18 protein-coding genes and 2 pseudogenes are annotated in these 16,278 nt (G+C 71.1%); 12 read left to right on the top strand and 8 right to left on the bottom strand.

The features are described 5' to 3' along the window. Both VFR64_17445 and VFR64_17440 read right to left on the bottom strand, forming a co-directional pair. Positions 1 to 719 (bottom strand): M20/M25/M40 family metallo-hydrolase (locus VFR64_17445; protein HET9491525.1); only part of this gene is annotated, 719 nt, incomplete at its 3' end. Positions 720 to 735: 16 nt separating this feature from the next. Next, the gene (locus VFR64_17440) at positions 736 to 1,362 is read right to left on the bottom strand and encodes an arylesterase (GenBank protein ID HET9491524.1); all 627 of its coding nucleotides are present in this window, start codon (positions 1,360 to 1,362) and stop codon (positions 736 to 738) included. Positions 1,363 to 1,388: 26 nt separating this feature from the next. Between VFR64_17440 and VFR64_17435 the strand changes: the two genes are divergently transcribed. The 10 genes and pseudogenes from VFR64_17435 to VFR64_17390 all read left to right on the top strand — a co-directional run bounded on the left by VFR64_17435 (position 1,389) and on the right by VFR64_17390 (position 10,084). Beyond that, entirely contained in the window at positions 1,389 to 2,057 is a 669-nt protein-coding gene (locus tag VFR64_17435) for an ABC transporter ATP-binding protein (protein HET9491523.1), read from the top strand. After that, positions 2,054 to 4,585 (top strand): FtsX-like permease family protein, encoded by a 2,532-nt coding sequence (locus VFR64_17430; GenBank protein ID HET9491522.1) that lies wholly within the window; start codon positions 2,054 to 2,056, stop codon positions 4,583 to 4,585. The genes VFR64_17435 and VFR64_17430 overlap by 4 nt, the downstream gene beginning before the upstream one ends. A 42-nt stretch (positions 4,586 to 4,627) precedes the next feature. After that, positions 4,628 to 5,122, top strand: a complete 495-nt coding sequence (locus VFR64_17425) for a nitroreductase family protein (protein HET9491521.1) — start codon at positions 4,628 to 4,630, stop codon at positions 5,120 to 5,122. Then, positions 5,119 to 5,844 carry a haloacid dehalogenase type II gene (locus VFR64_17420; protein ID HET9491520.1) on the top strand — a complete coding sequence of 242 codons (726 nt, stop codon included), beginning with the start codon at positions 5,119 to 5,121 and terminating at the stop codon, positions 5,842 to 5,844. The genes VFR64_17425 and VFR64_17420 overlap by 4 nt, the downstream gene beginning before the upstream one ends. Before the next feature lie 7 nt (positions 5,845 to 5,851). Next, entirely contained in the window at positions 5,852 to 7,903 is a 2,052-nt protein-coding gene (locus VFR64_17415; protein HET9491519.1) for a S9 family peptidase, read from the top strand. After that, positions 7,900 to 8,001: pseudogene (locus tag VFR64_17410) on the top strand (VOC family protein). The gene VFR64_17415 and the pseudogene VFR64_17410 overlap by 4 nt, the downstream one beginning before the upstream one ends. Before the next feature lie 233 nt (positions 8,002 to 8,234). After that, positions 8,235 to 8,489, top strand: a complete 255-nt coding sequence (locus tag VFR64_17405) for a hypothetical protein (GenBank protein ID HET9491518.1) — start codon at positions 8,235 to 8,237, stop codon at positions 8,487 to 8,489. 261 nt (positions 8,490 to 8,750) lie between these two features. Further along, a pseudogene (locus VFR64_17400) lies at positions 8,751 to 9,059 on the top strand (DUF222 domain-containing protein). After that, positions 9,033 to 9,488: an HNH endonuclease signature motif containing protein gene (locus VFR64_17395; GenBank protein HET9491517.1), complete on the top strand. Its 456-nt coding sequence runs from the start codon at positions 9,033 to 9,035 to the stop codon at positions 9,486 to 9,488. The pseudogene VFR64_17400 and the gene VFR64_17395 overlap by 27 nt, the downstream one beginning before the upstream one ends. Positions 9,489 to 9,619: 131 nt before the next feature. Beyond that, positions 9,620 to 10,084, top strand: a complete 465-nt coding sequence (locus VFR64_17390) for a hypothetical protein (protein HET9491516.1) — start codon at positions 9,620 to 9,622, stop codon at positions 10,082 to 10,084. Here the strand turns inward: VFR64_17390 and VFR64_17385 are convergent. Genes VFR64_17385 through VFR64_17375 form a run of 3 tightly spaced genes read right to left on the bottom strand, consistent with a single transcriptional unit; the run spans position 10,081 to position 12,793 of the window. Then, positions 10,081 to 11,148: a 3-deoxy-7-phosphoheptulonate synthase gene (locus VFR64_17385; protein HET9491515.1), complete on the bottom strand. Its 1,068-nt coding sequence runs from the start codon at positions 11,146 to 11,148 to the stop codon at positions 10,081 to 10,083. The two genes, VFR64_17390 and VFR64_17385, sit on opposite strands and share 4 nt — an antisense overlap. An 8-nt stretch (positions 11,149 to 11,156) precedes the next feature. Continuing rightward, positions 11,157 to 12,206 (bottom strand): UDP-N-acetylmuramate dehydrogenase, encoded by a 1,050-nt coding sequence (locus tag VFR64_17380; GenBank protein HET9491514.1) that lies wholly within the window; start codon positions 12,204 to 12,206, stop codon positions 11,157 to 11,159. Next, the gene (locus tag VFR64_17375; protein ID HET9491513.1) at positions 12,203 to 12,793 is read right to left on the bottom strand and encodes a pyridoxine 5'-phosphate oxidase C-terminal domain-containing protein; all 591 of its coding nucleotides are present in this window, start codon (positions 12,791 to 12,793) and stop codon (positions 12,203 to 12,205) included. The genes VFR64_17380 and VFR64_17375 overlap by 4 nt, the downstream gene beginning before the upstream one ends. Positions 12,794 to 12,885: 92 nt before the next feature. Here VFR64_17375 and VFR64_17370 point away from each other — a divergent pair, with 92 nt between their 5' ends. Then, positions 12,886 to 13,623: an NAD-dependent deacylase gene (locus VFR64_17370; protein HET9491512.1), complete on the top strand. Its 738-nt coding sequence runs from the start codon at positions 12,886 to 12,888 to the stop codon at positions 13,621 to 13,623. A gap of 15 nt (positions 13,624 to 13,638) precedes the next feature. On the opposite strand, the gene VFR64_17365 is transcribed toward VFR64_17370, so the two are convergent. From VFR64_17365 to VFR64_17355, 3 genes are all read right to left on the bottom strand, one after another. After that, entirely contained in the window at positions 13,639 to 14,592 is a 954-nt protein-coding gene (locus VFR64_17365; GenBank protein ID HET9491511.1) for an ABC transporter substrate-binding protein, read from the bottom strand. Between the two features lie 284 nt (positions 14,593 to 14,876). Then, on the bottom strand, positions 14,877 to 15,134 hold the full coding sequence (locus VFR64_17360; protein HET9491510.1) for a type II toxin-antitoxin system RelE/ParE family toxin: 258 nt from the start codon (positions 15,132 to 15,134) through the stop codon (positions 14,877 to 14,879). Further along, positions 15,121 to 15,351 (bottom strand): CopG family transcriptional regulator, encoded by a 231-nt coding sequence (locus tag VFR64_17355; GenBank protein HET9491509.1) that lies wholly within the window; start codon positions 15,349 to 15,351, stop codon positions 15,121 to 15,123. The genes VFR64_17360 and VFR64_17355 overlap by 14 nt, the downstream gene beginning before the upstream one ends. 255 nt (positions 15,352 to 15,606) lie before the next feature. On the opposite strand from VFR64_17355, the gene VFR64_17350 reads away from it, so the two are divergent. Further along, a partial coding sequence (locus tag VFR64_17350; protein HET9491508.1) for a nitronate monooxygenase occupies positions 15,607 to 16,278 on the top strand: 672 nt, incomplete at its 3' end.

The raw sequence follows: 16,278 nt of genomic DNA, 5'->3' as shown, positions 1-16,278 counted from the left end.
GCGATGCGGAAGCTCGAGGGGACGATGCCGCCGGCGGCGCCGGAGTGCACGCCCTCGCCGAGCACCTCCACTGTCAGCGTGCCGTTGATGAGGCCGCGCAGCGAGCTGGTCGCCCAGAAGCGCTCGTAGTCGCCGCACCCGGCATCCAGGCAGATCACCAGGCCGGGCGTGCCGATGCGCTGGGCCAGTGCCTCGACGTAGTACGGCAGGTCGTAGCTGCCGCTCTCCTCGCAGGCCTCGATGAGCACGACGCAGCGCCGGTGGGGCCGCCCCTGGGTTTGAAGCGCCTCGATGGCGGTCAGCGCCGCGAAGGCCGCGTAGCCGTCGTCACCCGCGCCCCGGCCGTAGAGCCGGTCACCGCGGCGCACCGGCGTCCACGGCCCCAGGCCGTCGGCCCAGCCGGTCATCTCGGGCTGCTTGTCGCAGTGACCGTAGAGCAGGACGGTGTCCTTGCCGTCGCCCGGCACCTCCATGAGGAGCACGGGCGTGCGGCCCTCCAGCCGGGCGACCTCGATCTGCAACCCCTCGATCGGGCGCGAGCGGGCCCAGGCCTGGATGTGGGCCACGGCGCGCTCGATGTGGCCGTGCTCGCGCCACTGGGGATCGAAGGCCGGTGACTTGGCCGGGATTCTCACGTACTCGGCGAGGGCGGGGACGACGTGCTCGTCCCACGCCCGCTGGACGAACTGCAGCGTGCGCGCGGTGTCGGTGATGGTCATGTCCTGGATCGTAGCATCAGCCCGGCCGGCGCAGCAGGGGGCGCAGATGGGGCCACAGGCGGTCGGCAATGACCTCGTGTCCGGCCGCGCTCGGGTGGATCCCGTCTGGCTGGAGCAGCGGGGCCTGGGCCGCCACGCCGTCGAGCAAGAACGGCATCAGGGGCACGCCGGTGCGCCGGGCGACCTCGGGAAACACGGCGGCGAATTGCCGTGTGTACTCCGCGCCGTAGTTGGGCGGCATGCGCATGCCGGCGAGCAAAACCTTGACGCCGGCCGCCTGAAGCCGCTTGACGATGGCCTCGAGGTTGTCGCGCATCGCGGCGGGTGGCTGGCCGCGCAGCCCGTCGTTGGCGCCCAGCGCGACGACGACGATGTCGGGTTGGGTCCGGAGTACCCAGTCCACGCGCCGGAGCCCTCCCGCCGTGGTGTCGCCGCTCACGCCGGCGTTCACCACGCGGTAGTCGTAGCCCTCTCGCTTCAGGCGCGCCTGCAGACGGGCGGGGAAGGCCTCGGCGGCGGCGACGCCGAGACCGGCGGTGAGACTGTCGCCGAGGACGGTGATCCCGTCGGCCCCGTCGGCGGACGCGGGCCAGGCGACGCCGTGGACGGCCAGCAGGAGGGCGGTGACGCCGAGACGCCTCACACTCGAAGTGTATTATGGAAGACTCGATGATTCAGGTTCGCGACCTCGTCATGCGATTGCCCAGCGGCGGCCGCTGGCTCACCATCCTCGACGGGATCGCCCTCGACGTGAAAGCGGGCGAGGTGTGCGCGATCACCGGGCCCTCGGGCAGCGGCAAGTCCACGCTCGTGGGGCTCCTCGCCGGGCTGGACCGCCCGACGTCCGGCACCATCGTGGTCGCCGGCGTCAACCTCGCAAAGCTCGACCAGGACGCGCTCGCGCGCTTCCGGCGCGAGACGCTGGGCTACGTGTTCCAGTCCTTCCACCTGATTCCCACGCTCACCGCCGCCGAGAACGTGGCCGTGCCGCTGGAGATCGCCGGCGCGCCGGACGTGGCGGTCCGGGTCCGCGCGCTCCTGGCGGAGGTGGGGCTCAGCGATCGCGCGCATCACTACCCGGTGCAGCTCTCCGGCGGCGAGCAGCAGCGCGTGGCGCTGGCCCGGGCGGTGGCGCTCGGCCCGAAGCTGCTCCTGGCCGACGAGCCGACCGGCAACCTGGACTCGGCCACGGGCGCCCAGATCATCGAGCTGCTGCTGGCCCTGAACCGCGAGCGCGGGTCGACGCTGGTGTTCGTCACTCACGACCCGGCCCTGGCCCGGCACGCCGGGCGCGTCGTCAGGCTGCGCGATGGCCGGATCGTGAACGGACAGCCGTGACGCCGGGCTTCGGGCTCAGGATGGCCTGGCGTCAAACGCGGGGCGCCTGGCGCCATTTCCTCACGTTCTTCGCCTGCGTCGCCCTGGGCGTGGCCGCCCTGGTCTCGGTCGGCACCCTCGCGGTCAGCCTCGACGGCGCGGTCGCAAGGGAGGCCAAGGCGCTCACCGGCGGCGATCTCGAGCTGCGCTCGGCCCGACCGCTCGACGCTCACGCTCAGGACGCGGTCGCTCGCCTGGGTCGGGACGGCGCCCGGGTCACCGCCGTGCGCGAGATGGCGGCCATGGCCCGCAACTCCGCTACCGGCGCCACGCTGCTCGTGGAGCTGAAGTCGGTGGAGCCCGCGTACCCGCTCTACGGGCGTCTCGAGGTCACGCCGGCCCGTCCCGGCCATCCAGTGGCCAGAGACACCGCCCTCGTCGAGCAGGCGCTCCTGGATCGGCTGGGCCTGGCCGTGGGCGACCAGGTCGAGGTCGGCGCGGCGCGCTTCGCCATCGCGGGAGTGATCACGCGGGAGCCCGACCGGGCCGTGCGCGTCATCTCGATCGGCCCGCGCGTGATGATCGACACCGGTGCGCTCGCGTCCACGGAGCTCGAGCGCTACGGCAGCCGGGTCCGCTACCGGACGCTCGTGCGGCTTGCCGAAGGCGCCCCCGTGCGCCCGGCCCACGAAGCCCTGGAGCGCGCCATCGCCGACCCCTCGGTGCGGGTGACGGCGTTCGACGAGGCCCGGCCCGGCCTGCGCCGCTTCTTCTCGCAGCTCGCGACCTATCTGGGGCTGGTCGGCCTGGCCAGCCTGTTCGTGGGCGGCGTCGGCGTCGCCTCGTCGGTGGCCATGCTCGTCAGGCGCCAGCTCGTGGCAATCGCCATCCTCAAGTGCCTCGGCGCCCAATCGCGCGCGCTGCTCGGCGCCTACCTGATCCAGATCCAGGCCCTGGCGGTGCTGGCGAGCCTGGCCGGCGCGGCGCTGGGGCTGGCGATCCAGCCAGCGCTCGTGCGGGCGGTCCAGCCCTTCGCGCCCGTGGCCCTGGAGCCGGCGTGGGACGTCTGGACGCTGGTGCGGGGGCTGCTGATGGGGACCCTGACGGCGCTCCTGTGCGCCGCCTGGCCGCTGCTCGCCGTGCGCGCCGTGCCGCCCTCGCTCATCCTGCGCCGGGACGTGGAGGCGGCCACCTGGCGCGCCCCGCGGCCGTGGGCGGCGACGCTGCCGATCGTGGCCGGGCTCGCCGCGCTGGCGTTCTGGCAGGCGGGCTCGCTGAAGCTCGGCGCCATCTTCGTCGTCGTCGCGCTGGTCGCGCTCGCGGTGCTGGCGGCGCTCTCGCGCGGCCTCGTGCTCCTCGCGCGCTCGCTTCCGCCCGGCGGTGGGCTCGCCTGGCGGCAGGGGCTCGCCGGGCTCCGCCGGCCGGGCGGGCACACTGTGCGGGTCGTGGTGGCGCTGGGCACGGGCGTCATGCTCCTCGTGGCCATCGCGCTCTTCGAGGCGAGCCTGGGCCGCCAGATCGCCTTCGAGCGCAAGCAGGAGGCCCCGTCGTTCTTCTTCGTCGACGTGCAGGCCGATCAGCGCGCGTCGTTCGCGCAGCTCGTCACGAGCGCCAGCGGCGGCGTCGCCCCGACCCTCTACCCGGTCGTGCGGGGGCGGCTGGCCGCGATCGACGGCGCGCCGGTCACCCGCGACCTGATCGAGGCCAGGCGGTCGGCGGCGCCCGACAAGACCTGGTATTTCACCCGCGAGTACGTGCTGACCTTTGCATCCGAGCCGCCGGAGGGGACCGAGATCGTCAGCGGGCGCTGGTGGACCGCGGCCGAAGCGGGGCAGCGGCCGCGCGTGTCGCTGGAGGACGAAGCGGCCCGGCACCTCGGCGTCGGAGTCGGCGACACGCTCGCCTTCGACGTCCAGGGCGTCACGGTCGACGTCGAGGTGATGAGCCTGCGGCGGGTGGACTGGCAGAGCCTGAGCGCCAACTTCTTCGCGATCCTCTCGCCCGGTGCGCTCGACGGCGCGCCGGTGACGTACGTGGCCACGGCCCGAGTCCCCGCCGAGGCCGAAGCCGGACTTCAAGACAGGGTGGTGGCGGGGTTTCCGAACGTCACGGCGGTTCCCGTGCGGGCCGTGCTGGAGCGGGTGGCGACCCTGCTCGACCAGATCGGGTTCGCCGTGCGGCTCATGGCGCTGTTCAGCATCACCGCCGGGCTCACCGTGATGGCCTCCACGCTGGCGGCGACCCGCCACCAGCGGCTGTACGAGACGGTCATTCTCAAGACGCTCGGGGCCACGCGCGCCGCCGTCGCCCGGGCCTTCGCCGTCGAGTACGCCTGCCTGGGCGCCGTCGCCGGTCTGGGGGGCGTGCTGCTGGCCGCCGGGCTCGTGTGGGCGGTGCACCGGTTCGTCATGGACGCGCCGTGGACGCTGGAGCCGCTGCCGCTGGTGCTGGGCGCCCTGGCCGCCACCGCCATCGCCCTCGCCGTGGGCGGGCTGGCCACGCTGCGCCTGCTCGGCCGGGCCCCCCTGGCGGTGCTCCGCCAGGAGTGAGCCCGGCGGCGGCCCCTCGACGCGCGGGGTAGAATGCCCGCCGTGGAGGCCTACCGGGCCGTCGTCGGCAAGCGCGATCAGCGGGCGTTCCTGCCCAGGCCGGTGCCGGAGGCGGCGCTGCAGCGCATCCTCCAGGCCGGTCGCATGACGGGCAGCTCGAAGAACAGCGAGCCCAATCGCTTCGTGGTCGTCCGGGACCGCGGGCGCCTGGCCGCCATCGCCGGGCTCAGCCGCTTCGCCCGCTGGCTGGCCGACGCCGCCGTGGCCATCGTCCTCGTGCAGACCGGGCGGCACGAGTACGACGCCGGCCGCTGCGCCCAGAACATGATGGTGGCGGCCTGGGGGGAGGGGATCGGCTCGTGTCCCGCCCACGTGCCGGAGGCCGAGCTGGCCAAGCTGCTGGACATCCCGCCGACGATCGCGGTGAACCGGGTGATCGGCTTCGGCTACGTCGATCCGGCGCGCGCGGCGCCGCCGGCGAGCGTGGCTCGCCGCCGCCTGCCCCTGACCGAGCTGGTCCACTGGGAGCGCTGGTGAGCGCGTTCGATCCCGCCGCCATCGAGGCGCTCACGTTCGACGTATTCGGCACGGTCGTCGACTGGCGGGGCAGCCTCATCCGCGAAGGGCAGGCGCTCGGCCGGGCCAGGGGGCTGGACCACGTCGACTGGGCGAAGCTCGCCGACTCCTGGCGCGGCCTCTACCAGCCGCAGCTCGAGCGGGTGCGCAGCGGCGCCCAGCCGTGGACGAAGCTGGACGACCTGCATCGCGAGAGCCTCGGGCGGCTGCTGGACGATTTCGGCATCGCCGGCCTCAGCGACGAGGAGATCGAGACGTTCAACCGGGCCTGGCACCGTCTCGATCCCTGGCCCGATGCGGTGCCCGGCCTCTCCAGGCTCAAGCGCCGGTTCATCCTGGCCACGCTGTCCAACGGCAACGTCGCCCTCATCGTGAACATGGCCCGCCACGCCGGCCTGCCGTGGGACGCGGTGCTGGGCGCCGAGGTGGCCAGGCACTACAAGCCTCAGCCCGAAGCCTACCTGGTCACCGCCGAGCTGCTCGGGCTCGAACCCGCGCAGTGCCTGATGGTGGCCGCCCACAACAACGACCTCGCCGCGGCCAGCAAGCAGGGTTTTCGGACCGCCTTCGTCCACCGCCGCACCGAATACGGGCCGGGCCAGACGACGAATCTGCGTCCCGAGGGCGTGTGGGACGTCGTGGCCGAAGACTTTCTCGATCTGGCTGCCAAGCTTGACGCCTGAGGGCGCCATGGCCGACGTGCAGCCGCCGCAGGCTCGCCGGATGCCCCACGTGACGCCCGTCCACGGCGAGCAACTCGAGGACGACTACTTCTGGCTGCGCGAGAAGACCGACCCCGAGGTGGTGGCCTACCTGGAAGCCGAGAACGCTCACACCGAGCGGGTGATGAAGCCGACGGAGCCGCTCCAGGAGGCCCTCTACCGGGAAATGCTGGCGCGAATCAAGGAAGACGACGCGAGCGTCCCCTACCGGTTCGGCGAGTGGCTCTACTACTCGCGTACGGAGACGGGGAAGCAGTACCCCATCTATTGCCGCAAGCGGGGCGAGGACGCCCCGGAAGAAGTCACCCTCGACCTGAACGCGCTCGCCGAGGGCCACGCCTTCTGCGCGCTGGGCGTCTACGCCATCAGTGATGACGGCCGCCGGCTCGCTTACACCATCGACTACACCGGCTTCCGCGACTACACGCTCTACCTGAAGAACCTCGAGACCGGGCTGCTGGAAGCCGATCGGGTCGAGAAGGTCGCCTCGGTCGCGTGGTCGGCCGATCCCGCGGTGCTGTTCTACGTGAGCGAGGACGCGGCCAAGCGCGCCTACCGCCTGTGGCGCCACCGGCTGGGCGCTCCGGCCGCGGACGACATCCTGGTCTACGAGGAGGCGGATCCGCTGTTCCGGCTGCACGTCTGGCGCTCGCGCAGCCGGGCCTTCCTCTTCGCCCTCTCCGGCAGCTTCACGACGACCGAGGTCCGGTGCCTCCCGGCCGACGCGTGGCAGGGCGCCTGGCGCCTGCTGCTGGCGCGCGAGAAGGACCACGAGTACTACGTCGACCACGGCGGCGATCGCTTCTACATCCGGACCAACGGCGGCGGGCGCCGCAACTTCCGCCTCGTCACCGCGCCGGTCGACGATCCGCGCCCCGAGCGCTGGGTGGAGGTGCTGCCGCACCGCGACGACGTCATGCTGGACGACGTCGATGTCTTCGCAAGGTATTACGTGGTCCACGAGCGCGAGGACGGCCTGACGCGCCTGCGGGTGACGGATCGGGTCCCCGGCGCGGCGCACCACATCCAGTTTCCGGAACCGGCTTACGAGATCGATCCCCAGCCGAATCTGGAATTCGACGCGGGCTTCTACCGCTTCCGCTACCAGTCCTTCATCACCCCGGCCTCCGTCTACGACTACGACGTGGCCACGCGCCAGCTCGTCCTGCGCAAGCGGACCGAAGTCCTGGGCGGGTACGACCCGACGCAGTACCGGTCGGAGCGCTTGCACGCCACCGCTTCCGATGGCACACGCGTGCCCATCTCGCTCGTGTATCGCCTGCCGCCGCCCGAGACCCCGCGCCCGATGCTCCTGGCCGGCTACGGCGCCTATGGCATCCCGTTCCCGGTGACGTTCAACTCGGCGCGGCTGAGCCTGCTCGACCGCGGCATCGTCTACGCCGTGGCCCACGTGCGGGGTGGCGGCGAGCTGGGCAAGGCCTGGCACGAGAGCGGTCGCATGCTGCGCAAGCCCAACACGTTCACCGACTTCATCGCCGCCGCCGAGTTTCTGATCGCCAGGGGCTACACGGCGCCCGACCGGCTCGTGATCGAGGGCGGCAGTGCGGGCGGCCTGCTCATCGGCGCCGTGCTCAACATGCGTCCCGAGCTGTTCCGGACCGCGATCATGCGGGTGCCGTTCGTGGACGTCATCAACACCATGCTGGACGAGTCGCTGCCGCTCACCGTGGGCGAGTTCGAGGAGTGGGGCAATCCCAAGATCCGCGAGCTGTACGAGTGCATGAAGGGCTACTGCCCCTACACGAACATCCGCCCTCAGCGCTACCCCGCCGTCCTCATCAGGACCTCGCTGAACGACAGCCAGGTGATGTACTGGGAGCCGGCCAAGTACGTGGCCCGCCTGCGCGCCACCGCCAACGGCGACCGCCCCGTGCTCTTCAAGATCCACCTGGGCGCCGGCCACGGCGGGCCGTCCGGCCGCTACGACTTCCTGCGCGAGATCGCCTTCGACTACGCCTTCATCCTGACCGAGCTGAGGCTGGCGCAATCGACCGCATGAAGCCCAGGGTCACCGTCATCACCATCGGCGTCGACGATTTGGCGCGAGCGCTCTGTTTCTATCGCGACGGGCTCGGCCTTGCGACGGACGGGATCGTCGTTCGAGGACCGGGCGTATCTGAACTTAGCTCTTGACAGGTTTTGTTCTCGGGCTGACCGCGTGTCGCGAGTGACTCCGAAATAGCGGCCTAGCGGCCCGCTAGCACCCGTAGGGAGCCGCCGGGAGGTTCGTGTCCTGGAAAGGGACTTGATTTCTGCGAGATCGCTGCACATCGCGCCTTCCCGGTGGCGTCGAAATCGAGGAGTAGAGTTGCCTCAACGAAGGAGGCAACATGGAGTTTCACTCGCCGATTTGTGTTGCAACTGACGATCGCACGGCAGAGCTCGACCGGCTGGGCGACGAGATCGCTGAGCTGGCGGCCCACCTGGCCGCCGCCACGGCTCGCCTCCTGGATCTGATTCGCGAGTTCGACGCGCGCGGCGGCTGGGGCAACGGGTTCAAGTCCTGCGCCCACTGGGAAGCTTACCGTTGCTGGCCCAGGCTCTCGCCCGTGGAGAACTGTCGTACTCGAAGGTCCGGGCCCTGACCCGGGTGGCCACCCCGGAGACCGAAGAGCGGCTGCTGGCGGTCGGACGCGCCGGCACCACCGGCACGTCGAGCGCATCGTGCGGGGCTGGCGCAAAGTCGACCGGCAGGCCGAAGCGCAGGAAGCCGCACAGCGGCACAAGAGCCGGGCCCTGCACGTGTATCGGGATGACGAGGGCATGGTCGTCCTGCGGGGGCGGTTGGAGCCTGAGGTCGGCGCGCTGGTCATGCAGGCGCCAGGGGTGCACCGCACCCCGACAACTCAACCCTGGCCCAGCAGCGGGCCGATGCCCTGACCCTGCTGGCCGAGACGGCGTTGCACCACGGCCTCGATCCCGGAGCCTCGGGCGAGCGCTACCAGGTCGTGGTCCACGTCGATGCCGATGTCCTGGCGAATGCCGATGCCCCTGGCCAGTCCGTCCTCGAGGAGGGCACACGCGTTCCAGCTGGAACGTCTCAGCGCCTGGCCTGCGACGCCACCCGGGTGATCATGCGCCACGACCAGGCCGGCCGCCTGCTGGAAGTCGGCGCCCGAACGCGCACGATCCCGCCGGCGTTACGCAGGGCGCTCCTGCATCGGGACCGCGGTTGCCGCTTCCCGGGCTGCGGCGTCCGCTTCGGGCAGGGCCATCACATCCGTCCTTGGGCTCAAGGCGGCCCCACCACGCTCTCGAACCTCACACTCCTCTGTCGCCGGCACCACCGGGCGGTCCACGAGGAGGGCTTCCAGGTCCATCGACAGCCCGACGGTACGCTTCGGTTCCGGTGGCCGGACGGCCGGCTTCTCCCCGAGATTCCATCGCCGGCCGCGGTGCCAACCGATCCGGCGCACGCCCTTCGCTCAGGCCACGCCGCGCAGGGCCTCAACATCCATCCGCGGACGTCGTGCCCCGGCTGGCTCGGCGAGCGGCTGGACGTGGGCTGGGCGATCGACGTCCTGCATCCACGCGCTCTCGGGGAGTCCCCGTCACCGCCTGGGTCCGCGGAGCAAGCTGACTAGGGGCTGAAGCGCGCGGGCCATCGCAGTCGCCACCACTTGCGCAAGGTCACCGTGGAACCGGGTTCGTGCGGATCAAGGCGGTCCAAGCAGAACTTCTGAACGCGGCGCCGCGCGGCCTATGATCGGAAGTGGTGAGCAAGCGCCTGATCGCCCAGCACGAGATCCAGAAAGCCGATCCCCGGGCCCGGCGGGTCGCGATCGTCATGCTTGGACTGGCCACGCTGGCCGGCCTGGCGTTGATGTTCCTCGTCGAGTCGCAGCTTCCCGCCCTGCTGCGGTGGATCACCGAGGATCCCGAGCAGATGGACGATCGTCTGGTCATCTCCAGCTGGGGCCTGGCGCTGGGCGTCGTCGTCCCGATACTGTTGCTGGCCGCCTACCTCTGGCGGCTGGGCTCGCGCATCGTGCACAGCGGCGTCTTTCCTCCGCCGGGCACGCGCGTGGTCCGCGACACCCGCGTGCTGTTCGGCCGCCGCGCGGTGAGGCGAGGTCGGCTCCTGAAAGTCCTGGCCTCACTGGCAGGCGCGGCGGCGGCGGGCTTCGTGATCGTCCTGTGGCGGCTGACCTCGCTGCTGACGACCAGCCTGAAGCCTTAGCCCTTGCGCGCGCCGCGCCGCTGGCGGACGGCGTCGGCCAGCTCGCGGAGCACCGGTACGGTCGTCTCCCAGCCCATGCACGCGTCGGTGATCGACTGGCCGTAGACGAGCTGGGCCCGGTCCACGAGGTTCTGGCGCCCATCCGCCAGGAAGCTCTCCATCATGAGACCGATGATGCCGGGCTCGCCCTGAGCCACCTGCGCGGCGACGTCGCGGGCGACCAGGGGCTGCCGGCGATGGTCCTTCTCGCTGTTGCCGTGGCTGGTGTCGATCATGAGCCGGGGCGGCAGGCCGGCATCGCGCAGGGCGACGAGCGTCTTCTGGACACTCATGGTGTCGTAGTTGGGGCCGCTCTGCCCGCCACGCAGGATGATGTGGCAGTCGGGGTTGCCCCGGGTGGAGACGATGCCGGCCAGGCCCTGCTCGGTGACGCCGATGAAGCGGTGGGGGTGGGCCGCCGACCGGACGGCGTCGATCGCGATCTGCACGCCGCCGTCGGTGCCGTTCTTGAAGCCGATCGGCATCGACATGCCGGAGGCCAGCTCGCGATGCACCTGGCTCTCCGTAGTGCGGGCCCCGATGGCCCCCCAGGCCACGAGATCGGACATGAACTGAGGGGTGATCGGATCGAGGAACTCGCAGCCGGTGGGCAGGCCCATCCCCACCAGGTCCAGCAGCAGCCGGCGCGCCAGGCGCAGGCCCTCGTTGATCGCGAAGCTGCCGTCGAGGTGGGGGTCGTTGATGAGGCCCTTCCAGCCGACCGTGGTCCGGGGCTTCTCGAAGTACACCCGCATGACGATCCTGAGCTCGTCGACGAGCTCCTCGGCCACGGCGCGCAAGCGGGCGGCGTAGTCCCGGCCGGCGTCGGGATCGTGGATCGAGCAGGGCCCCACGATGACGACCAGCCGGTCATCGTCGCCGCCCAGGATGCGGGCGATCTCTGCGCGCGCGCATGACACCGCCTGCGAGCCGGCGTCGTCCGGCGCCAGCTCCTCCAGCAGGATGGCGGGCGGCAGGAGCGGGCGGATGCTCTCCACACGCAGGTCGCGGGTCCGGACGGGCATGGGAGGAATTATAAACCCCAGAACACGGGCTCGGGCACCAGGCGCACGCCGAACCGCTCGGCCACCGTGGCCTGCACCCGCCGGGCGAAATGCGCGACGTCGCGGGCCGTCGCGCCCTCGTGGGCCACGATCGCCAGGGCGTGCCGCGTGGAGATCCCGACCGGGCCCTCCCGCTGGCCCCGCGCGAAGCCGGCGCGCTCGACCAGCCAGCCGGCGGCGAGCTTGAGGCGGCCGTCGGCCTGCGGCCACTGCGGCATCGCGGCGTCGCCGGCGAGGGCCTGCACCTTGGCCGCCTCGGCCGCGGTCACGATCGGGTTCGTGAAGAACGAGCCGCAGGAGCGGCGGTTCTCGTCGCCGGCCTCGATGACCATGGATTTGGAGCGCCGAATGTCGAGGACGCTGGCCCGCACGTCGGCCAGCGATGGGCCGGTGATGCCACGATCGGCCAGGTGGCGCTCGAGCTCGGCGTAGCGGACGGTCGGCGCGCCCCCCGGCCGCAGCCGGTACTGCACCGCCAGCACCACCCAGCGCTCGGGCTCGCCGCTCTTGAAGATGCTGTCGCGGTACGCGAAGCGACAGTCGTGATGGCCCATGGTGCGCACCCGGCCGTCGCGCGTGTCGAGCACCCGCACGTGGATGACCGTGTCGCCGACCTCCTGGCCGTAGGCGCCGACGTTCTGGATGGGGGTGGCCCCGACCGAGCCGGGGATCCCGCTGAGGCACTCGAGCCCCGCCCAGCCGCGCTCGACGGCGCGGCCGACCAGCGGATCCCAGGGCTCGCCCGCGGCCGCCGTCACCACGACGTGAGGGCCGCGCCGGCGGGCCACCACGCCGCGCGAGACGATCCGGACGACCAGCCCCTCCACGCCCTCGTCGGCGACGAGCAGGTTGGAGCCTCCGCCGATCACGCGCAAGGGCAGGCCCCGACGGCGCGCCCAGGCCAGCGCCGCCTGGATCGTCGCCTCGTCACGGCCCTCGACGAAGTAGCGGGCGGGCCCGCCGACACCCAGCGTGCAGTAGGGGGCCAGCGGCACGTCGTTGCGGGGCCGGATCGTCACGGCACCAGCACTTCCTCGCGCCAGCCGGTGGCCGTGCGGGTGTAGCGACGCCTGGCGTGCAGGCGGTCGGGCGAGCCGTGCCACGCCTCCACGTGGAAGGGAACCAGGTACACCCCGTGCAGCAGTGGCGTGCGCGGCACGGCGTCGGGGGTGGGGTGCTCGCGGCGCAAGGCCTCGATCCCGGCCAGGAAGGCGTCGCGGGAGGCCACGCGGCTGCTCTGAGGCTGGACGCGATCGTAGTAGAGGTCCAGCAACCGTGACTCGTGGACCTTCTCCCGCCAGTAGCGCTCGACGAGGGCCTCCGGCATGGGCGCGAGGCCCCCGCGGATCCGGTACTGCCGCCGGATGGTCGTCCACAGCAGCAGGCACTCGTAGCGCCCGCTCCGGAGCGGCTCCCACTTGGGACTGGTGGCGCTGATGAGCAGCCCGAGCCCGTCGGGCCCGATGTCTCGCAGCACGAGAGGGCGCACCCCGGGGGCGCCCTGCCGCCCCGCGGTGGCCAACATGCAGACGTCTGTGAGGGGATCGGCGGCTGCGCGCGCTCGCTCGCGCTCGCTGGCGATCTCGGCGATCGGGTCGGCAGCCACCGATCCGAGCATATACAATCCCGATCGTGACCGACAGCATTGTCCCCGAAGCGGGGCCCGCGCGGGATCGGGGGCCGGGCGGCCCCGACGCGCTGATCACCACCGTGCGGCGCTGGATCGAGGGCGCCCGGCGGATCGTCGCGCTCACCGGGGCGGGCATCTCCACCGACTCGGGGATCCCGGACTTCCGCGGGCCGCAGGGCCTGTGGACGAAGAACCCGGAGGCCGAGAAGATGGCGACGTTCCAGCACTACGTCGCCGATCCGGAGGTCCGCCGGCGGGCGTGGCAGAACCGCCTGGAGTCGCCGGCGTGGACGGCCGCACCGAATCCGGGCCACCACGCCCTGGTCGCGCTGGAGCGGCGTGGCAAGCTCGCCACGCTCATCACCCAGAACGTCGACGGCCTGCACCAGCGAGCGGGATCCTCGCCGGCCGTGGTGATCGAGATCCACGGCACGATGCGCGAGGTGGTGTGCCTGTCGTGCGACGAGCGGGCGCCGACCGAGCGCGCGCTGGCCCGCGTGCGCGCCGGCGAGGCGGACCCGCCCTGCCGATCCTGCGGCGGCATCCTCAAGACGGCCACGGTGTCGTTCGGCCAGCCCCTGGTCCAGGCGGACCTGCTGCGGGCTCAGGCGGCGGCGCAGGGCTGCGACGTGATGCTCGCGGTGGGCACGAAGCTCTCGGTCTGGCCGATCGCCGGCGTGGTGCCGGTAGCCAAGGAAGCCGGGGCCCGCGTGGTGATCGTGAACGCCGATCCCACCGAGATGGACCAGCTCGCCGACGCCGTGCTGGCCGGGCCGATCAGCGAGCTGCTGCCGCGCCTGGTCTGACCCCGGCAGGCATCGTCACTCGATCACCCGGTCCGCGCGGGAGACGAGCGACTGGGGGATCGTCAGCCCGAAGGCTCGGGCCGTCTTCTGATTGATCACGAGCTCGAACTTGGTCGGCTGCTCGATGGGAAGCTCGCCGGGCCGGGCGCCTTTGAGGATCTTGTCGACGTGGATCGCCGAGCGGCGGACGATGGCGTCGATATCGGGCCCGTAGCTCAGCAGCGCGCCGGCCTGGGCCCACGGCCCCCAGCCCGAGACGACCAGAATGCGACGCTTGGCCGCCAGCGCGATGATCTGCTGCCGGTTGAGCGTCATCTGCCGCGACGACGCCACGATGACGGCTTCCGCGCGGGCGGTGGTGGCGGCCTCGAACGCCGCGTCGAAGCCACCGGGATGGCCGACTTCCAGCGATTGGACCTGAACGCCCAGGCGCTGCGCGGCGACGAGTGTCTCCCTGTACTCGAAGTCGGGGTGCGCGGGATTCCAGAGGACGGCGATCCGCGAGATCGCCGGCGCGACCTCTTTGAGGAGCTGGAGCCGCTTGGCCGCCAGCTCGGACGAGACGAACGTCACGCCGGTGATGTTGCCGCCCGGCCGCGCCAGGTCCGCGACCAGCCCCGCCTGAACGGGATCGAGGCTCACCACCGCGACGATCGGGATCGTGGCCGTCGCCGACTTGACCGCCGGCGCCACGTCACCGCCGAGGGCGAGGATGACGCTGGGCTTCGAGCGGACCAGCTCGCGGGCGAGCTCGGGCAGCCGCTCGGCCTTGCCTTCCGCGAAGCGATACTCGAGGACGACGTTCCGGCCTTCGACGTAGCCGAGGTCGGCCAGGCCTCTGCGAAAAGCTGCAGCATTGTCGGTGGCAGGCGAGCCGAACAGGAGCACGCCCACCAGGGGCGGGGCCTCGGCCATCAGCGGCGTGGCGAGGAGGACGACGGCGACGAGAACCAGGATCACGCGGTGCACGAGATGCGCCTTCGCCTAACCTACCCCATCCACCCGGATGCGACAACGGACGAAGGAGGTGAAGAGACTGACGTTGGTGACCAACGTGCCCCGTCGTTCTGATCCAGGCCGGATGATATCTTGCAGGCTCTCGCGGTATATCCCGGCTCGCCCGGCTGGTCGGCATTCCGCAACGCCGCAAAAGGCGGGCATTTCAGGAATCGCGAGCGGGCCGGGCCGGGTGATATACGGAACTATGCGATCAGATAACCGAGTTCAAGATAGATCGAGTTCGGCGGACAAGATCATCGGTAGACGTCGCGGCGATGGCCGATCTTGAAGACGGTAACAACGAGGTCCTGGTCCTGTACCTCGTACAGGATGCGGTACCTTCCTTGTCGGACCCGAAACAGATCGTGACCTGTGAGCTTCTCGCAGCCAGGAGGCCGCGGCTGAGTGGAGAGCGCCCGCATCCTCGTTACTACGCGTTTCCGCTCTTTCGTGGGGAGCCCTTCCAGCTCCTTGGCCGCCGATGGCTTGATCAGCAGCCTACAGCTTGCCACGACGCCGCAGGTCGCTCAGTACCTTCTCTAGCTCGAGGCTGGGTTCCTTGGCCCGGCTCCGATACGCGGCAAGATCTTCGGCGTCTTCTGCAAGGTTCAGCCGGACGGCAGCGTTGACGAGGTCCGAAATGCTTTTGTCAGTTTCCGCCGCCTTGACACGGAGCGCGCGATGCAAGTCTGCATCCAAGTAGACGGTGGCCCTCCTTGCCGTACTCATAGCGTCAATGATAGCGTCATGACGCCAGAGCGTCAAGGTGCTTAAACCCGGAGTGCCCGCCGAACAAGCGCGTCAACCTGCCGGGCCGCACGTCGCGTCCTCTCCAAGGCGGCGCGGCGCCACGCGGCCCGCAGGTTACGCGCAGCGTTCGGCGCAGATGCGAACGGTCGGCGTGGAATTCCCCGGCGGGTTGGGGCCCCCCGCCGTGACAAAGGGTTGAATTGAACCAGGCATGACACTTCGTGGAGGGTACCTGTGATCCACACACCTGTCTGTGACCTGCTGCGGATTCGGCACCCGATCGTACTGGGCGGCATGGCTGGCAGCACCTCCGTACCCCTCGTGGCGGCTGTCAGCAACGCCGGCGGTCTGGGGACGCTGGGTATTGCGCGCACCCCGGCCGAGCAGATTCCGAAGGACGTCAGCGCCATTCGGGAAACGACCAAGCGGCCCTTCGGCGTCAACTTCCTGCTCTTCGTGGCTCGCGAGCCCGCCATCGACGCGGCCCTCAACGCACGTCCGCCCGTGTTCTCTGCCGCCTGGGCGCGGGCGGATCAGGATCTGCGGGTGCTCTTCGGCCGTGCGCACGAAGCAGGCAGCCAGGTGATGTACATGGCCGGCACGGTGCCGGAGGCGCTGCGCGCCAAGGCGGCAGGAGCGGATGTGATCGTGGCGCAGGGCACAGAAGGCGGCGGGCACGTAGGCTGGATGGCGAGCATGGCCGTGCTGCCCATGATCGTGGACGCGGTCGGCTCGACCCCCGTGATGGCCGCCGGGGGTATCGCCGACGGACGCGGGCTGGCCGCCGCGCTGGCGCTTGGTGCGCAAGGCGCCCTACTGGGCACACGCTTCTTGGCCACGCAAGAATCACCGCTGCACCCGAACTTCAAACAGGCGGTGCTTGACAGCGACGGGCACGATACGGTG

The sequence above is a fragment of the Candidatus Methylomirabilota bacterium genome, from assembly GCA_035709005.1.
Taxonomy (GTDB): Bacteria; Methylomirabilota; Methylomirabilia; order Rokubacteriales; family CSP1-6; genus 40CM-4-69-5.
The sequence above is the reverse complement of the archived record's forward strand: the minus strand, read 5'-3'. Positions and strand labels throughout refer to the sequence as shown.